This window comes from Streptomyces sp. NPDC051913 (genome assembly GCF_044593635.1).
Taxonomy (GTDB): Bacteria; Actinomycetota; Actinomycetes; order Streptomycetales; family Streptomycetaceae; genus Streptomyces.
In genome coordinates, this window is sequence record NZ_JBIUCI010000020.1 from 108,401 (window position 1) to 127,935 (window position 19,535).

The following is a 19,535-nucleotide window of genomic DNA, read 5'->3' on the forward strand; positions in this document are numbered from 1 at the left end:
AGGAACACCGCCATCGTGAGCCGACCGACCCAGCCCCCCGACCCCCCGGGCGCCGGCCCCGGCGAGCAACCCTCCGACGCCCGGGCGATCGCCGGTGCCACCCTGCCCGCAGCCCGCGGCGGCGAGGACACGCCGACGGACGCCGCCTACGGCGCGGACGACCGGGTCTCGCCCGTCGGACGCCTCGCCACGACCGTGGAGCGGTTGCGGCGCGAGGTCCGCGACGCACAGGCGGAAGCGGACGGGCGGGCGCTGATCGAACTGGCCAAGGGCATCCTCGTCGAGCGCCTGCGGTGCGGCCCGGCCCAGGCGGCACGCCAGTTGGCCGAGTTGACCGAGCAAGCGGGCGTGACACCGCTGGAGTTCGCCGTCGAGGTGATCAACCAGGCCTCCCGCGACCGGCTCTCCGAAGTGACGACCGCCTTCCTCGCGGCCACCGCCGGAGGAACCCACGCCGCCGGCCCGCCGGGCCCGGGCTCGTCCGCGGTCGAACTGCGCTCCGCGGAGAGCGCCGCCCTGGCCGCCCGGGACGCGCAGACGGTCGCCGACTCCCTGCTCGCCCACGCGCTGGCCCCGCTGGGTGCGGTGGCCGTGGCCATCTGGTCCCTGGGCGCGGACGGCTCCCTCAGCCTGGCGGGCAGTGCGGGATTCTCACCCGCGGAGGCGGGGCGCTGGCGGCACGTACCGCCGGGTGTGGCCACCGTGGCCCGCCGCGGTCTGGCCGTGCGCACGGGCCACTGGATCGGTTCCCTGTCCCACACCGGTCTGCCCTCCGTGGGCCAGCACCAGTTCCCGCACGGCGGCCGGGTCGCCATGCCGGCCGCCGCCGCAGGCCGGATCCACGGGGTCCTGGAGATCGTCTGGCCGGACCCGCTGGAACCGCAGCCCCCGCAGATCGCCCGGCAGATCGAGGCTCTGGCCGAGCTGTGCGCCCACACCCTGGAGACGTACGCCCTGTGCCGCCCGGACGGCGGCCCCCGTGTGCTGCCCGACGCCGCCGAGTTGGTGGACCTGGCCGACGGGCTCCACGATCCCGCCCTGGTCCTCGTGCCGCACGTCGACGCGGGCGGGGAACTCGTCGACTTCCGCATCCACCACGTCAACGCCCGTTTCCTGGACCCCGCGGGCCGGCCGCGAGGCGTCGTCAACGGAGCGCTGCTGCTGGAGGCGTACCCGATGGCCGCCGGCGACGGCGGACTGTTCGAGCAGGTCGAACGGGTGCAGGCCACCGGGGAGCCGTTCCGCGCCCAGCGGATGCGGCTCACCGCGCTGGTCGGCGATGTGCCGCTGGCCGCGGTCGCCGACGTGAACATCAGCCGGCACGGCGGCAGCGTCCTGCTGATCTGGCGGATAGAGGACGAGACGGCACGCCTGGCGAACCTGCTCCAGCACGCCCAGCGCCTGGGCCGCATCGGCGGCTTCGAGGAGAACCTGCTGACCGCCGAGATCACCTGGAACGGCCAGCTCTACCACCTGTACGGCCAGCCGGTGTCGCTCGGCCCCGTTCCGCTCGCGGAGCTGCCGGCCCACGCCCACCCGGACGACGCGGTCGCCATCGGCCGTTTCCTGCGCACGCTGCTGCACCACCACCGGCCGGCCGCCACGGCCTTCCGTCTGCAACGACCCGACGGGGTCACCCGGCATCTGCGGGTGGCCGCCGAGCCGGTCCTCGACTCCGACGGCAGGCTGCACGTCGTACGCGGCGCCTACCAGGACATCTCGGCCCACCACTGGACGGAGGTGGCGCTCGCCGCGACCCGTGACCAGCTCGCCCACACCGAGCAGCAGGCCAGCGAACGCCACCGGCTGACCCTTCAGCTCCAGCACGCCATCATGCCGCCGGCGCAGGCCCCGCTGGAGGCACCCCGACTGCGCGTCGCGGTGCGCTACCGGCCGGCCGAGACCGAGCAGCTGGTCGGCGGCGACTGGTACGACGCCGTGGTCCTGCCCTCCGGGCTGATCCTGCTGTGCGTGGGAGACGTCGCCGGACACGGCATCGAGGCCGCCACCAGCATGGTCGTGCTGCGCAACGCGCTGCGCGGGCTCGCCGTCACCGGCGCAGGACCGGGGCAGCTGCTGTCCTGGCTCAACATGGTCGCCCACCATCTGACCGGGTCCGTCACCGCCACCGCGGTCTGCGGTCTGTACGACCCGGAGCGCCGCAGCCTGCGCTGGGCCCGGGCCGGCCATCTGCCGCCGGTCCTGGTGCGCGGCGGTGAGGCGACCGCGCTGCCCCTGGTCAAGGGGATGCTGCTCGGCGCCGTACCGGAGGCGGCGTACGAGGAACGGGAGATGCAGCTGGCTGTCGACGACACCCTGCTGATGTACACGGACGGTCTGATCGAACGGCGTGACCGTTCTGTGGAGGAATCCCTCACTCATCTGCTGACCACCGCCCGGACGCTCCAGCCAGCTCTCGAACAGCAGTTGGACCATCTGCTCACCCACAGCAGGTCCGACACCGACGACGACACCTGCGTCGTGGGCGTCCAAGTGACCTAGCGGGGCGGGTCCGATCGATTTTCGTGCGCGTAGTCTCGTCGTCCTCGGGAAAACAGACAACCGCAGGGACAAGCGAGCCGGGCCGGAAGGGGCGCGGCTTCTGGTGGGAAGGCGAGATGACGACCGAGCACCGCTGGCAGGAGAGTGCGGCGTCGGGGAGCACCCCGGAACAGGCCACGCGTTACCGGGGCGAGCTGCATGACGTGACGACCGCACGGCTCGACACCGAGCGCTTTCTCGACGACCTCACGGGGGTGGCGCCGCCTTCCGCACCGGAACACTGGGACGACATCCTCCTGGTCGTCAACGAACTGGCCGCGAACGCGGTCCAGTACGCGCCGGGGCCCTTCGAGGTCCGGCTGCGCAAGACCTTCGACGGCGTTCACGTCGTGGTCCACGACACGAGCAGCACACCCCCGGCTCCACGCCCCTTCCGCCGTGACGGCGGCGGCGGGGTCGGCTGGTATCTGGTCCAGTCCCTGGGCAGCCAGGTCAGTGTCGTCACGCAACCGGACGGGAAGGACGTGCATGTCTTTCTGCCCTGGTGAGGCGGCTAGGACCGGCTGCGCAGCGGGACCAGCACGCTGATCGTCTTGCCGCCGCCCGGCCGGCGCCGCACGACGATGTCGCGCGCCAGGCGGATGATGATCGGCCAGCCGTAGCCCTGTCCGTGTCCCGCCAGGGGGAGGGTGCCCGAACCGTGGACGACGTCGGGGACGACATCGCTGTGGTCGTGAACCGCCAGTCGGACGCCGTCCGGGGTGGCGGCGGCCTCGAACCCGGCCAGCCCGTCACCGTGCCGCAGGGCGTTGCTGACGAGTTCGGAGACGACGAGCAGCAGATCGACGACGTCCTCTTCCCGCGCCGTGCGGGCTGCGGTGTCCCACTCCTCCCGTACGACCGAACGCGCGTGTTCCCGTGCCGCCGCCGCGGTCGTCACCGTGGCCGTGCGGTCCGACCGGCTCACCGTACGACCACTGCCCAGGGCCCCTCCACAGCCGGTCGGCGGTCCCGGCCGAGGGCGAAGATCGTTGCGTTTTCTTTCATGTCGGGCGGCCTTTCGATGCCTTCGTGAACGGATCTGCCACCGTCAGGGCTGCGTCGGTGGGGGCGCGGCACCACCCGCAGCCTGTGCGGCATGGCGGAGCCGGCCGGCGTGACGGTGGTGCGTGGGCGTGGGTGGTGTACCGGACGCCCTGTCACGCGGTGTTTCCCAGCGAACGGATGGCGAGCCGTTGCTGTGTGCCCTCCGCTGCAGATACCCGGGCGGCCCCTGTGCATGCGGGGTGACTTTCCTCCGGCGACGGCGGACGAGCCCGGTCGCGACGGGGTGCGGGCGTCAGTTCGGGCCGGGAGAGCCCAGGTACTCCTTCCAGTTGGCCTCGGGCCGTACGTCGGCGGCGAGGGCGAGCAGACGGCGCGGCTGCCGGTGCAGACCGACGATTCTGAGCAGACCGCCGCGCCGGGTGACGCAACCGTCGACGGTGAGGAGGAGATGGAGGAGCGCCGAGTCCACGAAGTCGACGCGGGCGAGGTCGAGGGTGAGCCGGCGTACGGAGAGCGGCAGTCCGGTGGCCGCGCCTTCGATGGCGGGCCTGGCACGGTCGTCGATGGCGTCGTCCACGGTCAGCGTGGCGGCGTAACCGCCGGGACTCAAAGTGATGCGGGTGCCCATCTTTCGGGCCCCCTTCCCTGGGGGTTGGTGGCCTGGGGAGGCCACTGGGCTCCTCCCACCGTGTCACGTACCGCCGCGCACGTCGAACGGCCTTTTGCTCAAGGGTGCATGACGTGCGCGTTCACGGGTAAGCGCGCATCCGCGGCGCACGCCGCGATCCGCAGGTGAGAGCCGCCAGACCTGGCCGTAGTAGACGTTGTTGGAGGCATACGTGTCCGTTGCCCAGAATCCCTTGTCCGTCGAGGTCACTCTGTTGCGTGACGACGTGGCCCTGTTCACGGTGCAGGGCTATTTGGACGTCGACACCGCGACGGAGTTCCGTCACCATCTGGCGAACCAACTGCACCACGGCCGACGCCATTTCCTGCTCGACCTCACCCAGGTTCCGTTCATGGACTCGTCCGGTATGAACATCATTCTTCGCGTCTATCAGGAAGCCCGGGACCTTCCCGGCAGCGTCCACATCATTTCGCCGCAGCCCGCCGTACGCCGGATACTCGATCTCACCGGTGTGAGTCTCACCGTCCCGGTGTCGGGGAGCGTCGAGCAGGCACTTGACCTGGTGGACCACCCGCAGCCGCAGTCACAGCCCTGACAGTCGCCGATATTGCATCCGGACCCCACCGGGGGAGGGCCGTCCACCGTGCCGTCGCCGTCGCCGGTCGGGTCGGCGGTGGCACGGTGAACGAGGCCCAGCGCCGGATCTCGCTCGCTCAGACCCTCCTGATCCGGTCGGCGATCTCCGGCATGGCCGTGAACCCCGCCGCCCTGTACGTGGCGACGCCGCCGACATTGGAACTCGGCGTGCACACCCGCGCACTCGACGAGCCCATCTCCCGCAGTGCCGCCGCCCCTGCGACGGTGATCGCCCGGCCGTGGCCGCGGCCGCGGTGGTCGGCGTGGACGCCCATCGGCTCCACCAGTCCCGGCTTCCCGGGTCCGGCCGACCAGACCGTCACCACCGCCGCGGGGTTGCCCTGGTCGTCGTAGGCGCCCAGGCAGCGCGCCTCGGCGTAGCACGGTGCCGCGGTCATCTTGTGCCGGTACTCGCGCGTGGGCCGCGTGGTGTTGAACGCGGACCGCAGGACGTCCGCGAAGTCCTGCGCCTGCTCCAGGCCGATCGCCGTGATCGGCACGCCGGGGTCCTCCACCGGTGCGGCGAGGTCGCGGAAGAGCGGCGTCCACGGCTCGTCGACACCCCAGCCCTCCTCGTCCAGCAGGTCGTGGAGCAGCAGGCCGAGCGGCGCCTCGACGGACACGGTTCCCTCCGGCAGCACGCCGCGCTCGGGCAGGGAGAAGTCCTTGGCGAGCTGCCGCGCCAACTCCTCGTCCCGGACAGCGTCGGGAGCGACCGTCATCCGCACCAGCGTCGGCGAATCCAGCATCCCGACGGCGAGGATCCGTCCCTCCCGGCTCCAGGTCCGGACCACCGCCGCCGTCTCGGCCGCGCCGAACCGGTAGTTCCAGCCGATGTCCCCGGGATGCAACTGCATCGGCGCGCCATCGTGCTGCCACTCCCGCAACGCCGCGAGGGCGTCGCCCACCTGGCCGGCGGTCGGCGTACTCAACACCATCGTCATGACCGGGATCAGACCCAACGCCCAGCCGCCGTGCAACCGATTAACCGGCATGCGGCGAGGGCGGCGGATGTGAGGAAGTCATCCGCCGCCCCGGCTGCGGACCGCAGCAGGGCGTGAGGCGCCCTTTCCCGCCGTGCGGTGGCTCAGGACTGCACGGCGAGCTGGAAGGCCTGCGCGGTCGAGCCGTCGCAGGTCCGCTGGGTGAGCTGAACACTGTTCGTCGCCGCCGCGGCGGCCGTCAGGCATTTGCCGCTGTGCCGGGCGACGAAGTGATAGCGCCCGCTCGTCTCACGTACCGGCTGCCACTGCTGATTCGTGCCGCCGGAGTAGGCCCACAGCTGCAACGGCGCGTTGTCCGCCGTGGAGCGGTCGGTCACGTCGATCACCTGCGCGGGGTCGGTGCGTGCGGTGATCTGCAGATAGCCGCTGTCGGTGCTGCGGAAGCGGTACTGCTGCGCCGCCGTGCCGTTGCAGGCGTACTGCTGGAGCACCGTCCCGTTCGCCGTGGCCGCCGAACGGGCGTCCACGCACGTGCCGTTGCCGCCGTTCTGCAGGGAGTACCAGGCGGTCTCGGAGATCTGGTCGTCCGTCGGCGGGGTCGTGGTGCCGCCCCCGCCCAGCCACTTGAGCCCGTCGAGCAGGAACCGGTTCTGGGTCGCGCTCGCGAACGTGGACGACAGTCGCGTGTTGGTCGTGTAGTTCATCGCGTTGTGGCCGAAGTTCGCGTACAGCATCCTGTACTTCGTGTTGGTCCACAGGATCGGGTAATAGCCGCTGTACCAGGACTGGTTGGGGTCCGTGCCGACCGGGAAGCTGCTCGGGTCGATCGACGCCAGGATCTTGATGTCCGGGTTCTGCCGCAGATCCTTGGACCAGCTGTACCACTCGCTCACCGACGAGGTGAAGGTGGCCGGAAGGTTCACGGTCGCCGGGCTCGTGCGGTCCTCCACCTTCAGGGTGACCGCGGTCGGGCCCCAGGTGTTGGACGCGAAGTTGCCGGAGCCGAGGAACGTGTTGTGGTACCAGGACCAGCCGGCCGCGTCGGTCGTGAACGCCGAGACGTGGAAGCCCAGGAAGCCGCCCCCGCCTCTCATGTACGCCTCGAATCCCGAGCGTTGGGCGGAGGTCTGGGGCAAGTCATCGAGGAACAGGACGACTTGGTAGGCGTTGACCCCACCGTTGGCGAGCAGGTCCCAGTTGGTGCTGGCCGTGTAGGTGAAGCCGCCCGCGGCCGCCTGCTGCGGGAACCAGGCGTTGGCCTCCTTGTCGAAGTCGATGTGCGCCGCGTCGTAGGTGCCGCTGAACAGGGCGAGGACCTTGAACGGGGTCGCGGCGGTGCCGGCCTGTGCGACGGGCGGTACGGCCGCGAGGCCCATCAGGGTGGCCAGCAGGAGCAGGACCCGCAGGAGCGCGCGGGTGGAGCCGGATCTGACGGTGTTCATTCGTCTGGTCGATCCTTTCCGTGTGGTCCGCGGAGTGCGGGCGTCAGCCGGTGTACCGGGCGAAGATGCTGGTGAACTGCCAGTTGCTCTGACTCACACCGGAGCAGGTGTCGTCGTTGGGGTAGGCACCCGGGCAGGGACGGTCACGGTTCGCGGACCAGAACGTCAACCGCGCCAGGTGATGGGTCTGCGCGTAGCCGAGGATGGTCTGGAAGTCGGCGGTGGTGACGGTCTCGTTGTCGTCGGTGATGCCGTTCATCGACGAGATGCCCATGTCCCGGTAGGCGGCGTCGTCGCTGTAGCCGTACGCGTTCTTCAGCGCGTTCTTCAGCCCCTCGGCCGCCCGCTGGGTCAGCGTTCCCATGTTCTGGCCCGCGCCGCCGAAGTCGAACGGCATGATCGTCCAGGCGTCCACGGTCAGCCCGGACGACGCGGCCCGGTTGATCAGGCTCGTGTCGGGGCCGCTCTGCCCGGTGCCGATCGTGACGTACACCTTGATGCCGGGGTTGTTGGCCTTGACGGTCTTGAGCGCGTCCACGGTCCGCTGCTGCACGGTGCCGTTGCTGTAGGCGTCCGCCTCGAGGTCGATGTCTATCGCCTTCAGCGAGTAGGCGTTGATGACCTTCTGGTACGCCGCCGCCAGCTCGCCGGCGCTGGAGCAGGAGCTCTCCAGCTTGTTGCCGCTGTAGCCGCCGAAGGACGGGACGACGTCGCCGCCGGCTGCGCGCACGGTGCTGATGGTCTGCTGGTCGACTCCGCCGGTCAGCGCCCGGTTGCCGTCCCACTGCGGATTGCAGTAGCCGTTGCTGAGGACGAACGCCAGGGTGAACCACTTCACGCCGGTCGCGTTCATGACAGTCGTTGGGCTGGGTGGATTGCCCCAGCCGTTGTAGAGGTAGGGCGCCACGGCCATCGGTGCGGCGCCGGGCGGGGTCGTGCCGCCACCGGCGGCGGGCGCAGTCCACTTCTGGTTGGCGGCGCCGGTGCAGGTCCAGAGCTGGGCGCGGGTGCCGTTGGCGGAGGAGTTGCCGGTGACGTCCAGGCACTTGTCGGCGGTCGGGTTGACGATGTCACGTGCGGCGCTGACGGCCCACTTCTGGTTGGTGCCGCCACTGCACGTCCAGAGCTGGAGCTGGGCCCCGTTGGCCGTCGAACCGCCGGTGACGTCAAGACATTTGCCGAGGGCGCGGATGGTGCCGTCGGAGCCGACCGTCCACTGCTGGGCGGCGGTTCCGTTGCAGTCGTAGAGCTGTACGGCCGTGCCGTCGGCCGAACTCGCGCCGGCCACGTCGAGGCACTTGCCGGCCAGGCCGGTGATCGTGCCGGTGGCGGCCGAGGCGGAGGGGGCTGCGAGGGTGCCCACGGCGGTGAGGCCGAGGGAGAGAGCGAGAGCGCAGCGCAGGGCGAGGCGTTGCATGGCGAGGGGCCTTTCGTCCTGGGGTGGGGGGTGGACGCCGCCGGCGTGGGGCGGTGAGAGGTGAACACGGATGTTCACATACGTGTGCAGGGGTCGCATGCATGGAATGTCTGCTGGCTGGTGAACCTAAAGGTCTACACCAAAGCCGTCAAGAGGTGCGACCGAAGAAGTGCCGCACGGCTTCGCTGAGTTGAGAAGTTGTAGCCGGGGGCGCGAGAAGGGCCCTGGGCAGGGGGCGCCGGTCGTGCAACCCTCCGGGCCCGGCGGGAGTCTAGGGAGCCGACGGATCGTTCGCCTGGGCGACACCGTCGGTTTACCTGGCTCCGACAGAGGATCTCTCCATGCCCGTGTCGTCACGCAACCGTCGCGTCTGCCGTGCCGGTGTCGCCGCCTTCGGCGCTGCCGCCCTGATCGCGCTGGCCGCGGCTCCCGCCGCCTTCGGCGATGAGCCCGAGCCCGAACTGGTCGTCGGAGGGCTCACCGCGGTCGACGACGTGAAGCCGGGGGACGGCTTCGACGTACCGGTGACCGTGGCGAACAAGAGCGTCGGGACCGCCCCCGAGAAGGTCTGGATCACTTACGACATCACCCGAGGGCTGGAGTTCGAGGAGGTCCCCTCCAACTGTCTGATCCAGCATGTCCGGCCTTACGACGAGATGCCCGAGCGGTGGACGGCGTCCTGCGAGTTCGACCAGGCGCTGGAGTCAGGCGTCGTCTACACCCCCGAGACCGCCATGGGCGTCAAGGCGCTGGGCCGCGCGCTCAACGAGCAACTCCGGGTGCGCGTCGCGGACGGTGGGCCGGCCTACGAGGACAACGGCACCGATCCGGTGGCGGGACCCGCGCCCGCGGTGAAACTGGTCGAGGCGCAGACCGGTGTTGCGGGATCCGCGCAGGTGGTCACTGTGCCCGTCACCGCCGTCAACACGGCCGACTACCAGGTGACGGGTGACGCGTTGCGGGGGAGTGTCGGTGACACGGTGACGATGAAGGCGACCTTCACCAACGCCGGCCCCGCGTGGGTCTGGCCCAGAGAGGGCGACCCCTCCGTCAGCGTCGTCATCACACCTCCCGCCGGTACGTCGGTGGTCAAGCGCGGCCAGTTCTGCCGGGCCAAGGCGGACACGTATGTCTGCGGCATGCGGTCGCTCAACGAGGGCAGCCAGGAGACCTACACCTTCGAGTTGAAGATAGACAAGCGGGTGGCGGGCGCCGAGGGCTCGGTGGCCCTGAGCAGCGAAGCGCGCCCCTTCGACCCCGACAAGACCAACGACAGGGCCGCCATCACGCTGGACGTCACCGGCGGCGGGCCGAGCGACTCGACCGGCGGTTCGACGGGCAGCACGACCGGCGGCGCCGACACCTCGGGCGGCGGTTCCTCGTCGACCGGCGGGGGGACGGCGAGCGGCGGCAACGGGTCGACCACTGGCGGCAGCGGGACCACCACCGGCGGCACCGGGACGACGACCGGGGGCAACCTGGCGGACACGGGATCCTCGACACTGCCCCTCGCGGGCGCGGCCGCCGCGGCCGTGACCCTCGGTGCCGGCACATTCCTCATCGTGCGGCGTCGCCGTACCCAGGACATGAACTGACGACCGAGGACTTCCTCACTGCTCCACAAACAACACACGTCGTGAGCATGCACAGCGAAAGGCCGGGAACACGCTGGGCCAGGAGGTTGATAAATATGGTTCCCCTGCTGATTGTTCTTCTTCTCGCGCTCATCCTTTTCGGCGCCGGTTTCGCCGTGAAGCTCCTGTGGTGGGTCGCGCTGATCGTGCTCGCGGTGTGGCTGCTCGGTTTCCTCATGCGTTCGACCAACGCGAGCGGCGGACGTGGTCGCTGGTATCGATGGTGACCTGAGGTCGATATCCGAGCCGGAGCCGGCAGTGAAGTCGAGCACCAGGGTGACCTGGTGCTCGACTTCATTTGTGCCCTCAATTGTCTCCTGCACAAGGGGTGTTGGGGTGTTCACCGTTCATCTGAGGCCTCGATCCTCCTCACACGCGGCGCGGTCGCGCGGCGGAGGGCAGCCGCGGAGGCAGCGGCAACCAGGAGGCGTCATGGGTCAGGGCCGGCACCACCACAGACACGACCACGAGCACGGTCATGCGCACGACCACGGTCACGCGCATGAGGTGGCTCCCGCCCTGCCCGCGGCCTTCGACACCTCCGTGCCCGACGAGGCGCTCACCCCCGAGCAGCGGTCCCGCCGCGCTCTGCTGCGCCGGGCCGGACTCCTCGGCGCGGGCCTGGCCGCCGGAGGCGTCCTCGCCGACGCCACGCAGGCCGCCGCTGCCACCGCCGCGTCCGGCGGCCGACGCCCCGAAGGTTTCCTGTGGCTGGCCGGCGACCACCACATCCACACCCGGTACAGCAGCGACGGCAAGTACCGCGTCGTCGACCAGGTCCGCCAGGGCGCCCGGCACGGCCTGGACTGGATGGTCATCACCGACCACGGCAGCACCACCCACGCCAAGATCGGCGTGGACAAGGTGAACCCGGACATCAGGGAGGCGCGCGCCGCGTACGAGGACACGCTCGTCTTCCAGGGCTTGGAGTGGAACATCCCGGCCGCCGAGCACGGCACGGTCTTCGTGCACCCCGGCAAGAACGAGGTCGCCGTCCTCAAGCAGTTCGAGACCGACTACGACGGCAGCGTGCGGGGCGCGAGCGACTCCACGCCCGCCAACGAGGCGCTGGCCGTAGCGGGCCTGAACTTCCTGGCCGAGCAGGTACAGCGGCGCAGGGTGAAGGACGCGCTCATGCTCGCCAACCACCCGGCGCGGCGCGGCGTCGACTCGCCGCACGAGATACGCGGCTGGCGGGACGCCACCGGCGCGGGCCGCCAGATAGCCGTCGGCTTCGAGGGCGCCCCCGGACACCAGGCCGCGGGACTGCCCGCGCCCCTGGGTATGGCCCGCGCCCGCGGCATCTACGACAACAGCCCCAGCGCCGGCTCGTTCGCCGGCTACCCGCTGGAGAGCTACCGCACCTGGGGCGGCTTCGACTGGATGACCGCCACGGTCGGCGGACTGTGGGACAGCCTCCTCGCCGAGGGCAGGCCGTGGTGGATCACCGCCAACAGCGACAGCCATCAGGTCTACGGCGACACCGCCGTGCGCGGACCCGGCGGGGACTTCAACGCCAACGGCCGCTACGAGGACCCGGTCTACGGCGGCAAGATCGACATCACCCAGGGCGACTACTGGCCCGGCCAGTACAGCCGGACCCACGTGGGAGCCGACGGCTTCTCCTACGCCGCGGTCATGGACGGCATCCGCGCGGGCCGGGTCTGGGTCGACCACGGGCAGCTCCTCGGCGGCCTGGACGCCAGGGTCGTAGGCGGCGGGCGCTGGGCCACGCTGGGCGGCGCCCTGCACGTGAAGAAGGGTACGAGCGTCACCCTGACCGTCGACGTGACCCTCGCCGGCGGCCCCAACTGGGCCGGGTACGTGCCCCGGCCGGCGCGCATGGACGTCATCCAGGGCGAGGTCACGGGACCGGTGGCGGACAAGGACACGTTCACCGCGCCGACGGCGAAGGTGGTCCGCTCCTACGAGGTCGACCAGTCCTCAGGCGTCGTCCGGCTCACCTACCAGCTGGGGCGGGTGGACCGTCCGCTCTACGTTCGTCTGCGCGGCAGCGACGGCAACCGGACCGCTGTCGGCGCGATGGGTGCGGCGGTCGACCCGGTGGGGCCGGCGATCGACGTCGTGGGCGACGCCGACCCGTGGCTCGACCTGTGGTTCTACTCCAACCCGATCTGGGTCCTGCCGTCGTGACGCCGTACGCCCTCATGGTGGACCCCGGACTCCGCGAGTTGCGCGCGGCCGATCACCTGCTCCAGGAGCTGGCTGCCCGACTCGCCCTTCCTGAGGGCGCGTTCGGCTGCACGCATCTCGTTCGGGGAGACCGCCCGCGTGTCGTTCTCTCCCTGACCGTGCCGTCCGAGCCGCTCCTGAGCACCGTCCGGGAGCGGCTCACGGCACGGGGCCACGACGTGCGGCACGGCCTTCCCGATCTGGAGGGCCGTGCGGTGCTCTTCCCCGGAGCCGCGGCTCTCACCGGCACACTGACGGTGGCGGAAGTGCTGATGCGCTCAGCGATCGACCGCGTGACGGTACTGGGTGCCCCCGGCCCGTCCGCTCCCGGCACGTCGCTGGTGACGCGCGAGCACGTTCGCCCGCAGTGGCGGGACGGCGAACTCGTCCTGACGGCCATGCCGGCGGCTGGGGGAGCCCTCGTGCCGTTCGAAGTGCCGGAGCCGACCCCGTGCTGCGCGGACCACTGACATCGCCGCCCGGGCCATGGGTGCCCCTCGGCCCCGGCTCTGTGCGAGCGGCGGGCGGATCCCGTGCCTACCTCAGGGGGTGAAGACCTCTTCGAGGCTGTCGATGGCTCCGTCGGCGCCGAGGTGGTACTGGAAGACGAGGCCGCTGTCGGGGTGTGCTTCCAGCCAGTCGAGGAATTCCTGGACGCCGATGTGCTGGTTCTCGGTGCTGGCCACGATGGGGTTGGTCACGGTGATGTAGGCGGCCTGGTCCAGCGGCAGATAGGTTTCCTTGCCGACGGTCTCGAACGGGGCGCCGTCGGAATCGGGTGTACCGCAGCCCCAGTTGCCGTGGCGGAAGATCAGGCTGAGCGAGCCGCCCTCGGGTGTGTAGCGGTAGACCGCGATCTCGTCCGGCGAGATGGGCATCTTGTGGTCACAGCCGTCGTCTTCGCCACCGCCGGCGGCAGCCGGTGAGCCCTCGGCCGGTGAGGTGGCTGACGACGGGGGAGTGGCCACCTTGGAGTCGGGTGACGTGGAGACCTTCCCGGCGGGCACGGCCGTGGCGGGCGCGGTCGCCCCGCTGCCCTTGCCGGCCTTGGTCGGCGAGGCGGTGGCGGCCGTCGCCGCAGGTGCCGCGTCCGGGGAGTGGGAGGAACAGGCGGTGAGCGCCAGGACACCAGCCGCCCAAGTGCTCAGAGCGAGTGTCCGGAGCGCGATCTGTCTGCGGCGATGCGTGACCTTCATGATGTCCCCCGAGGGTGGTGGCAGCGGCTACCTGTGTGACCGCGTGAGCTGGAGAGACCATATTCAGCCACGCCGCGGCGCATTTGATCACCCTGGCGCCGTCCGTTGCGAATCAGTGACCAGACCCGCGCAATATCCGGAGACTGGCCCGCCGGGGGAGCGGACGCCGGCCAACTGGACGTTGTCAGGACTGAGGCGGAGCCTCCTCGGCGCGGCGGATGCGCCGCACACCGAAAGCGGCTCCCGAGACTCCGCCCACCACTGCGGTCACGCCCGCCGTGACATCGCTCCCTGAGAACCCGGCCACGATCAGGGCGGCCGCCAGGGCGCCGAGCATCAGATACATGAGGACGATGAATCCCGCGGCCAGGTGACGGTCCCGCAGCGGCGGTATGCCGCCGTTCATCCGCGCCCTCCGTGAACCAGGCTCGCGAGCAATGCGGCACCGGGGCAAGGTTGTTCAGCGGCGCTGTCTGTCGGGACGTCCAACCGCGTGAGGCGTGCCGTGGATCGGCATCGGTACATGAGGCTCTCGATCCGTCGGAGGCGTTCTGTCTTCCTCACGCATGCCCCTGAACGGCTTCGCCATCCGGGCGTCGTGCCGGCCGTGCGGTCGATACACGGAAGACGTGGGTTTGCCTTGGGCGTGCGCGGCAACGCGAAGTGCATGAGTCAATCGAACAGCGGCACGAATCGAGATTCCAAGGCCAGGCAGAGCACTTCCGCGAAAGCCCGGCAGGCCACAGCCAAGGCCACCGCTCCCGCGTCGAAGGCGGCGGACAAGGCAGCCGAGACGTCGGGTGACGTGGCATCAGCGACTGTGGATGTGGCAGAGCGTACGGCCAACAAGGGCACCGCGATCGTGAACGGCGCGGCCGCGGGCGTCCAAGCCGGCCGCCGGGCCGTCATCGACGCCTCGGGGCAGGCGGTCACCTTCGCCAAGACCACGTGGACGCTGATCGCCCATCGCAAGGGCCTCGTCGTCGCCGGCGTGGGCGCGGGCCTGTCCATGCTGGGCGCTTCGTCGTACCTGGCGGGTCGTCGTGCGGGGCGCCGTACGCATGGTCCGATCACCCGCCTGACCGGCGGGCGGATTTGAGGCGAGAGCCGAGCGGTGGGGTGAACCGCCGGGTTCACCCCACCGCGGCGGCTCCGGCCCGGCTGTCCCTCGCCGCAGTGCCCTGCCGTGCCTCGGAGCGGATCTGGTCTTCCCTCTCCGGTTCCATACCGGGGTCAACGAGTCGTACCCACAAGAAGAAACGGTTCTTCCGTTGCCCGCGCTCTTACCCTCGGGGGCGCTTCTGTGCGTGAGTGCCTTTGCGGGAGCGGTGTTTGGAGGGGACCTGGCCGATGAGTTCCCAGAAGCACACCAGGGCGGTGATCGGTGGAATGCCGAGTGTCACGAACGCCAGCACGGAGTGGGCGGAGTGGCTGACGCACAGGGCTACGGCGATGGCGGAGGTCACCAGCAGGACGCCCCAGGAACGGCGTGCGGGCTGATGCTGGACGGCGGCGCGGAGGATGGACAGGGCCGCGACCAGCCAAGGGCCGTACACGGTCAGCGGCCACCATTGGGCGAGCCGCACCGGCAGGATGAGTTCGGCGACGGTGCGCAGTTGGCTGTAGGTGTACGTGATGGACCAGGCCAGCAGGCACGCGGCACACACCGCGATGGCGGCGAACAGGATCGTGACCTGGGTGATGCGATGACCTGCCACGAGGAACTGCCTTCTGGGACGCATGCGCCGGCGCGCGCTGCGGGACAGGTGCGGTGGTGCGGGCTCGTCCGTAGGTGAGGGGGCCGACACCGAGGCAAGCATCTCGGCCAGTTCCTGCTCGATGTCGTGGCCGCCGAGCGTGCCGTCCGGGCCGGTTCTGTCCCAGGCCTCCTGGGCGGGGATCCGGCTGATGCCGTGCTGATCCCATGTCTGGGGATCGGAGTTGTAGGGGTACTGCGGGACGTAAGGCCTGTCCCTGTCGTGCCAGTTCATCGGGATTCTTTCGGTCCGTTCATGGGGGTGTGCTGCCGGAGCGGGGAACCCAGACGGTGGCGCCGGTGCGGGCTGTTGATGGCGTGCCCCTCGCACGCCGCCCGCAGGCATTCGTTTCGCATCGTCCTGATCTCGTTCACATGTTCATCTGACGGGCCGGACCCATTTCCTCCCGCTCACCTTCGAGTGACGCGTTCGGTAGAGGAAACCTTTCTCCGTATGTATCCGAATCGTTTTACGTCCGCCTAACGAACGTAAATGAAGGGAAGATGCGTGGCGTTCGAGTGAACGGTTCACACGAACGCATCCAGGTGCGCGGCGCATTGGCCCGGCAGCGGTCGCCGGAACTAGCTAGTGGCCGGATGTGAGGATCATGGCGACGGCGATGGTGAAGAGCAGGGTGCCCATCGCGGCGAACACGGTCCGGGTCTGCAACCGGGTGCGCTCCTCACTGCTGGTGCGAACGGATCGGGCGTGGGGCACGGTCGCGATCGACACGGCGTCGGTGAGGGCGTGCAGCCGCTGCTGCACCGCGCTGGGGTCGTCCGGAGCGGATAGTCGCTGGGCGATGTGGGTGCGCGCGTTGAGGAGGCGGCTTGTCGCGGCCGGTGTGCTGGACTGCATCTCGCGCGCGGCGTGATCGAGGCGGATGCCCAGGCCGTCGCAGAGGAGGAGGGCGCGTCGGTGCGGTGGCGCCAGGTCGAGCAGGGCCCGGTGGGTGGCGTCGGTGACGGGGAGGTCGGGGTTCTTGCGTGATGGCCGCAGGCGGTGCCAGGGGGAGAGTGCGTAGTCGTAGGCCGCGGTGCGCAGCCACGCGACCGGATCGGGGTCGCAGGCGACCTCGGGCCAGTGTTCCCAGGCGTGGTGGAAGGCCCATTCGACGGACTCGAAAGAGAGGCGGCGCTGCCCGGTCAGCAGATAGGTCTGATGGACCAGGCCGCGGGCGATATCGGAGTAGAGAGCGTCGAAGCCGTCCTCGGCGCTGGGCGCGCCCCGCGAGGGTGCCGCCCCGTCCCTCGCGGGGTGGGTGCGCCGCTTGTCGGCCGTGCTCATCCCGGTACTGCAGGTGCGTGCGTCCACTGGTCCCCTGTGTGCTCATGAAAATCGGTCGGTGCGGCGCGCGTGCAGATGGTGACTGACGGCATTGCAGAACCGTTCCCTCGAACACGCGTCACATGCCCCAACGTTCGGAGAGCACTTCGGTCGCGACCGTCGCGGACGGATCACACGCACCGCTGATTGCTCGACTGCCAGTTCGGGTCGGCTCTGGGGGTGTCCGAGCGATCGCGTGTGACCTGGTGTGATCTGTCCGGCGTACGGAGGGAGACCGAGCCGGTGCGGAGTGAACGGTGGGGAGGGGAGGGCTGTGCGTGGGCGCGAGGCGCGTTCCTTGCCCCGGGGGTCTGCCTTGCGCCCTTCGACGGCTCCTCCGATGTGGGTCGCTGTCATCCGCCGGTGGAGGACGACCCGGCCACCGGGAAGTTCCTGCTGGTCGTAGAGCTCCAACTCGCGCGCGGTGTGGGAACTTCCCGGCATCAGCCCGCACACCCTAGACACCATGGCGGCCTCGGCCCTGACGGTCCCCGATGGCGAATCCGCCGTCGCCACGTGAGCGAGTCGATCCGCCGCTGAGTGGGAGCTTGGCGCATCGCGTCCGCAGCGTGATGTGTGCCGTAAGGCGGCCGGTCCCTTGGACCTACTTCGCCCACGCACGCTCCAGCTCGCTGCGGAACGTGGCCGGTTCCCGGCCGATCAGCGTGGCCAGAGTCGGGTTGACGGCGGCGAACTCGCCGTTGCGTGCCGCGGCGAAGATGCTCACCACCAGGTCCGCGATCGGGGCCGGGGCGCCGTGGGCGAGGGATTGTTCGCGGAAGGCGTCGTCGGGGACGACGGTGCGGGTGAACGGGCGTCCGTCGACTTGGGACGCGATCTCGGCGACGGTGTCGAAGTCGAGTGCCGCCGGACCGGTGAGTGGCGGGGTGGGCCCTTCGAAGTGGCCCGGGTCGGTGAGGATCGCCGCCGTGGCCTCGGCGAGGTCGTCGTGGCCGGTCCAGACGACAGGCCCGTCCGCGGGGAGGGCGATGTCGCCGCTGTGGCGGGCGTACTCCAGGAACTGCAGGGCGCTGGAGGCGTAGAAGCCGTTGCGCAGCGCGGTCCACGGCAGGCCGGTGGCCTGCAGCAGGTCCTCGGTCTGGGCGTGGTCGCGGCATGCCTGGAATCGGGAGTCGTGGGCGGCCCCCATCTGGCTGGTGTAGAGGATGCGGCCGACGGCCGCTTTCGCGGCGGCGTCGATGGCGGCGCGGTGGCCCGCGACGCATTCCTCGCCGGTGCGGTCGAGGGAGACGAGGAGCAGCTGCTCGGCGCCCTCGAAGGAGTGCACGAGTGAGGCGGGGTCGTCGAAACTGCCCTGGCGGACGCGGACGCCCCGGTCGGCGAGGTCCTGCGCCTTGCGCGGGTCGCGGACACTGACGCCGAGGCGGTCGGCGGGGACGAGGTCCAGGAGGCGCTCGACTGTGCGGCGGCCGAGTTTTCCGGTGGCTCCGGTCACGATGATCACGGGATTCTCCCCAAGTTGTTTCCAATGGAATCACCTGAACGGTATCACTGGAACTAACGCTGGAAGCATAACTTCGTTATCATTGATTCATGTCTTCCCGTGACACCACTGACAGCGCTCGGCGTCGCATCGTCATGGCGGCCGTCGAGCTGCTGGAGAAGGGCGGGCCGGACGCGGTGAGCACTCGTGCGGTCGCCGCCGCGGCCGGCATGCAGGCGCCGGCGATCTACCGCCTCTTCGGGGACAAGGAGGGGCTGCTGGAAGCGGTCGCCGAGCACGGCTACGCGCAGTTCCTGGAGAGCAAGCGCGCTCAGCTCGACCCAGCCCCGCAGGACCCGGTGGAGGAGCTGCGCCGCGGATGGGACCTGGTGGTGGAGTTCGGCGTGTCGCGCCCGGAGCTCTTCGCGGTCATGAACCGGGCCACCGGACGGGGGCCGCAGGCGGCGCACCGCGCGGGCCTGGAGATCCTGCACGGCCGAGTGCACCGACTGGCGGCCGCGGGATGGCTGCGCGTGGATGAGGAACTGGCCGCCCAGATCATCCAGGCCACCGGGCAAGGAGCGGTCATCACCTGGCACTCCACCCCGGAAGAACGCCGCAACCCGGCGCTGCTGAGCGTCCTGCGCGAATCCATGGTGGCGGCCGTCACCCGTGCCGAGCCGACGGTCCCCGCCGCCGAGGCCGGCCCCGCCCCGGCGGCCCGCGCGCTGCGCGCCGCCCTCCCTGAGAACTCCGACGTCCTGAGCGAAGCCGAGCAGCGCCTGCTGCATGAGTGGCTCACCCGCCTGGCCGCGGACGGAGGCACACCCCACGTCTGAACGCGCCGCTCAGGTGCCCTCAGGAGTTGTGTCAGGACACGCGCAGAGCCAGGAGCGTGACGGCCGCGAAGTACAACACGATGCCGATGATCAGGGACCAGCGTGTGCCTGCTGTGGTGCTGCCCGCTGAGAGGGGGCGTGTGTCGGAAGGTGTGAAACACGGGCAACTGTCGCTGTCCTGAGGGGGATTGGGCAGCCAGTAGGCACCCCAGAGGCGGGTCGTCGGTGAGGGCTGCGAGGTGTCGTCGACCGGTCTCATGCACCTCCCAACACCGCGGAGGCACAAGGGTTTTGTGATCTGGTGACCTGTCACACGAATGGGAACGTTCCTTCGTTCTGGTGTATGAGTCGAGAGTTGCTCTGCGAGGAACGCGTCGCCCACTCTGTCGGCCGTACCCCTTCGAACGGCTGGCCGGGAAGGGGAAGCTGACGTGTCGAGTGGGTGCGGGGCCGTCCGGAAAGTAGCGTCGTCGGCCGCGTACGGAGCCCGGCAGAGGGCACGTCACGTCAGAGAAACGAGAGCAACGCCT

The 19,535-nt window shown here is 70.2% G+C and carries 19 protein-coding genes; 9 read left to right on the forward strand and 10 right to left on the reverse strand.

The features are described 5' to 3' along the window. Window positions 1-15 precede the first annotated feature (15 nt). Together ACIHIX_RS40100 and ACIHIX_RS40105 are read left to right on the forward strand one after the other, a co-directional pair. Window positions 16-2,502: a SpoIIE family protein phosphatase gene (locus ACIHIX_RS40100; RefSeq protein ID WP_399965321.1), complete on the forward strand. Its 2,487-nt coding sequence runs from the start codon at window positions 16-18 to the stop codon at window positions 2,500-2,502. A gap of 116 nt (window positions 2,503-2,618) precedes the next feature. Then, window positions 2,619-3,050: an ATP-binding protein gene (locus tag ACIHIX_RS40105; protein ID WP_399965323.1), complete on the forward strand. Its 432-nt coding sequence runs from the start codon at window positions 2,619-2,621 to the stop codon at window positions 3,048-3,050. Window positions 3,051-3,055: 5 nt separating this feature from the next. On the opposite strand, the gene ACIHIX_RS40110 is transcribed toward ACIHIX_RS40105, so the two are convergent. Together ACIHIX_RS40110 and ACIHIX_RS40115 are read right to left on the reverse strand one after the other, a co-directional pair. Continuing rightward, window positions 3,056-3,469, reverse strand: a complete 414-nt coding sequence (locus ACIHIX_RS40110; RefSeq protein WP_399965325.1) for an ATP-binding protein — start codon at window positions 3,467-3,469, stop codon at window positions 3,056-3,058. A gap of 372 nt (window positions 3,470-3,841) precedes the next feature. Further along, window positions 3,842-4,177: an STAS domain-containing protein gene (locus tag ACIHIX_RS40115; protein ID WP_399965327.1), complete on the reverse strand. Its 336-nt coding sequence runs from the start codon at window positions 4,175-4,177 to the stop codon at window positions 3,842-3,844. A gap of 211 nt (window positions 4,178-4,388) precedes the next feature. Between ACIHIX_RS40115 and ACIHIX_RS40120 the strand changes: the two genes are divergently transcribed. Then, complete coding sequence (locus tag ACIHIX_RS40120) at window positions 4,389-4,772, forward strand: STAS domain-containing protein (RefSeq protein ID WP_399965329.1); 384 nt, start codon at window positions 4,389-4,391, stop codon at window positions 4,770-4,772. 118 nt (window positions 4,773-4,890) lie between these two features. Here ACIHIX_RS40120 and ACIHIX_RS40125 read toward each other — a convergent pair whose 3' ends face one another. The 3 genes from ACIHIX_RS40125 to ACIHIX_RS40135 form a co-directional block, all read right to left on the reverse strand. Beyond that, entirely contained in the window at window positions 4,891-5,757 is an 867-nt protein-coding gene (locus tag ACIHIX_RS40125) for a GNAT family N-acetyltransferase (RefSeq protein WP_399965330.1), read from the reverse strand. Between the two features lie 143 nt (window positions 5,758-5,900). Next, entirely contained in the window at window positions 5,901-7,199 is a 1,299-nt protein-coding gene (locus tag ACIHIX_RS40130; RefSeq protein ID WP_399965332.1) for a ThuA domain-containing protein, read from the reverse strand. A gap of 43 nt (window positions 7,200-7,242) precedes the next feature. After that, window positions 7,243-8,616: a lectin gene (locus ACIHIX_RS40135; protein WP_399965420.1), complete on the reverse strand. Its 1,374-nt coding sequence runs from the start codon at window positions 8,614-8,616 to the stop codon at window positions 7,243-7,245. Between the two features lie 341 nt (window positions 8,617-8,957). Between ACIHIX_RS40135 and ACIHIX_RS40140 the strand changes: the two genes are divergently transcribed. The 4 genes from ACIHIX_RS40140 (at window position 8,958) to ACIHIX_RS40155 (ending at window position 12,913) form a co-directional block, all read left to right on the forward strand. Beyond that, the gene (locus ACIHIX_RS40140; protein WP_399965334.1) at window positions 8,958-10,211 is read left to right on the forward strand and encodes a hypothetical protein; all 1,254 of its coding nucleotides are present in this window, start codon (window positions 8,958-8,960) and stop codon (window positions 10,209-10,211) included. Window positions 10,212-10,306: 95 nt separating this feature from the next. After that, window positions 10,307-10,477 (forward strand): hydrophobic protein, encoded by a 171-nt coding sequence (locus ACIHIX_RS40145; protein ID WP_329343060.1) that lies wholly within the window; start codon window positions 10,307-10,309, stop codon window positions 10,475-10,477. 205 nt (window positions 10,478-10,682) lie between these two features. Then, window positions 10,683-12,404, forward strand: a complete 1,722-nt coding sequence (locus ACIHIX_RS40150) for a PHP domain-containing protein (protein ID WP_399965337.1) — start codon at window positions 10,683-10,685, stop codon at window positions 12,402-12,404. A 14-nt stretch (window positions 12,405-12,418) separates the two neighbouring features. Further along, window positions 12,419-12,913 carry a hypothetical protein gene (locus ACIHIX_RS40155; protein WP_399965422.1) on the forward strand — a complete coding sequence of 165 codons (495 nt, stop codon included), beginning with the start codon at window positions 12,419-12,421 and terminating at the stop codon, window positions 12,911-12,913. 72 nt (window positions 12,914-12,985) lie between these two features. On the opposite strand, the gene ACIHIX_RS40160 is transcribed toward ACIHIX_RS40155, so the two are convergent. Together ACIHIX_RS40160 and ACIHIX_RS40165 are read right to left on the reverse strand one after the other, a co-directional pair. Beyond that, window positions 12,986-13,639: a hypothetical protein gene (locus tag ACIHIX_RS40160; RefSeq protein ID WP_399965339.1), complete on the reverse strand. Its 654-nt coding sequence runs from the start codon at window positions 13,637-13,639 to the stop codon at window positions 12,986-12,988. 184 nt (window positions 13,640-13,823) lie between these two features. Next, entirely contained in the window at window positions 13,824-14,045 is a 222-nt protein-coding gene (locus ACIHIX_RS40165; protein WP_399965341.1) for a hypothetical protein, read from the reverse strand. 420 nt (window positions 14,046-14,465) lie between these two features. On the opposite strand from ACIHIX_RS40165, the gene ACIHIX_RS40170 reads away from it, so the two are divergent. Further along, the gene (locus ACIHIX_RS40170; protein WP_399965342.1) at window positions 14,466-14,738 is read left to right on the forward strand and encodes a hypothetical protein; all 273 of its coding nucleotides are present in this window, start codon (window positions 14,466-14,468) and stop codon (window positions 14,736-14,738) included. Window positions 14,739-14,922: 184 nt separating this feature from the next. Here ACIHIX_RS40170 and ACIHIX_RS40175 read toward each other — a convergent pair whose 3' ends face one another. The 3 genes from ACIHIX_RS40175 to ACIHIX_RS40185 form a co-directional block, all read right to left on the reverse strand. Next, window positions 14,923-15,630, reverse strand: a complete 708-nt coding sequence (locus ACIHIX_RS40175; protein WP_399965344.1) for a DUF2637 domain-containing protein — start codon at window positions 15,628-15,630, stop codon at window positions 14,923-14,925. A 351-nt stretch (window positions 15,631-15,981) separates the two neighbouring features. After that, on the reverse strand, window positions 15,982-16,683 hold the full coding sequence (locus ACIHIX_RS40180; protein ID WP_399965346.1) for a hypothetical protein: 702 nt from the start codon (window positions 16,681-16,683) through the stop codon (window positions 15,982-15,984). 643 nt (window positions 16,684-17,326) lie between these two features. Next, complete coding sequence (locus ACIHIX_RS40185) at window positions 17,327-18,187, reverse strand: SDR family oxidoreductase (RefSeq protein WP_399965347.1); 861 nt, start codon at window positions 18,185-18,187, stop codon at window positions 17,327-17,329. A gap of 89 nt (window positions 18,188-18,276) precedes the next feature. Between ACIHIX_RS40185 and ACIHIX_RS40190 the strand changes: the two genes are divergently transcribed. Continuing rightward, a complete protein-coding gene (locus ACIHIX_RS40190) occupies window positions 18,277-19,005 on the forward strand; it encodes a TetR/AcrR family transcriptional regulator (protein ID WP_399965349.1) in 729 nt (242 codons plus the stop codon). Window positions 19,006-19,535 lie beyond the last annotated feature (530 nt).

What these genes read in the sequence shown, in the direction of transcription:
- ACIHIX_RS40175 (WP_399965344.1), bottom strand. Translation starts at nt 15,630, where the DNA reads ATGAACTGGCACGACAGGGACAGGCCTTACGTCCCGCAGTACCCCTAC.
- ACIHIX_RS40145 (WP_329343060.1), top strand. Translation starts at nt 10,307, where the DNA reads ATGGTTCCCCTGCTGATTGTTCTTCTTCTCGCGCTCATCCTTTTCGGC.
- ACIHIX_RS40150 (WP_399965337.1), top strand. Translation starts at nt 10,683, where the DNA reads ATGGGTCAGGGCCGGCACCACCACAGACACGACCACGAGCACGGTCAT.
- ACIHIX_RS40135 (WP_399965420.1), bottom strand. Translation starts at nt 8,616, where the DNA reads ATGCAACGCCTCGCCCTGCGCTGCGCTCTCGCTCTCTCCCTCGGCCTC.
- ACIHIX_RS40115 (WP_399965327.1), bottom strand. Translation starts at nt 4,177, where the DNA reads ATGGGCACCCGCATCACTTTGAGTCCCGGCGGTTACGCCGCCACGCTG.
- ACIHIX_RS40105 (WP_399965323.1), top strand. Translation starts at nt 2,619, where the DNA reads ATGACGACCGAGCACCGCTGGCAGGAGAGTGCGGCGTCGGGGAGCACC.
- ACIHIX_RS40190 (WP_399965349.1), top strand. Translation starts at nt 18,277, where the DNA reads ATGTCTTCCCGTGACACCACTGACAGCGCTCGGCGTCGCATCGTCATG.
- ACIHIX_RS40155 (WP_399965422.1), top strand. Translation starts at nt 12,419, where the DNA reads ATGGTGGACCCCGGACTCCGCGAGTTGCGCGCGGCCGATCACCTGCTC.
- ACIHIX_RS40165 (WP_399965341.1), bottom strand. Translation starts at nt 14,045, where the DNA reads ATGAACGGCGGCATACCGCCGCTGCGGGACCGTCACCTGGCCGCGGGA.
- ACIHIX_RS40180 (WP_399965346.1), bottom strand. Translation starts at nt 16,683, where the DNA reads ATGAGCACGGCCGACAAGCGGCGCACCCACCCCGCGAGGGACGGGGCG.
- ACIHIX_RS40125 (WP_399965330.1), bottom strand. Translation starts at nt 5,757, where the DNA reads ATGACGATGGTGTTGAGTACGCCGACCGCCGGCCAGGTGGGCGACGCC.
- ACIHIX_RS40160 (WP_399965339.1), bottom strand. Translation starts at nt 13,639, where the DNA reads ATGAAGGTCACGCATCGCCGCAGACAGATCGCGCTCCGGACACTCGCT.
- ACIHIX_RS40130 (WP_399965332.1), bottom strand. Translation starts at nt 7,199, where the DNA reads ATGAACACCGTCAGATCCGGCTCCACCCGCGCGCTCCTGCGGGTCCTG.
- ACIHIX_RS40140 (WP_399965334.1), top strand. Translation starts at nt 8,958, where the DNA reads ATGCCCGTGTCGTCACGCAACCGTCGCGTCTGCCGTGCCGGTGTCGCC.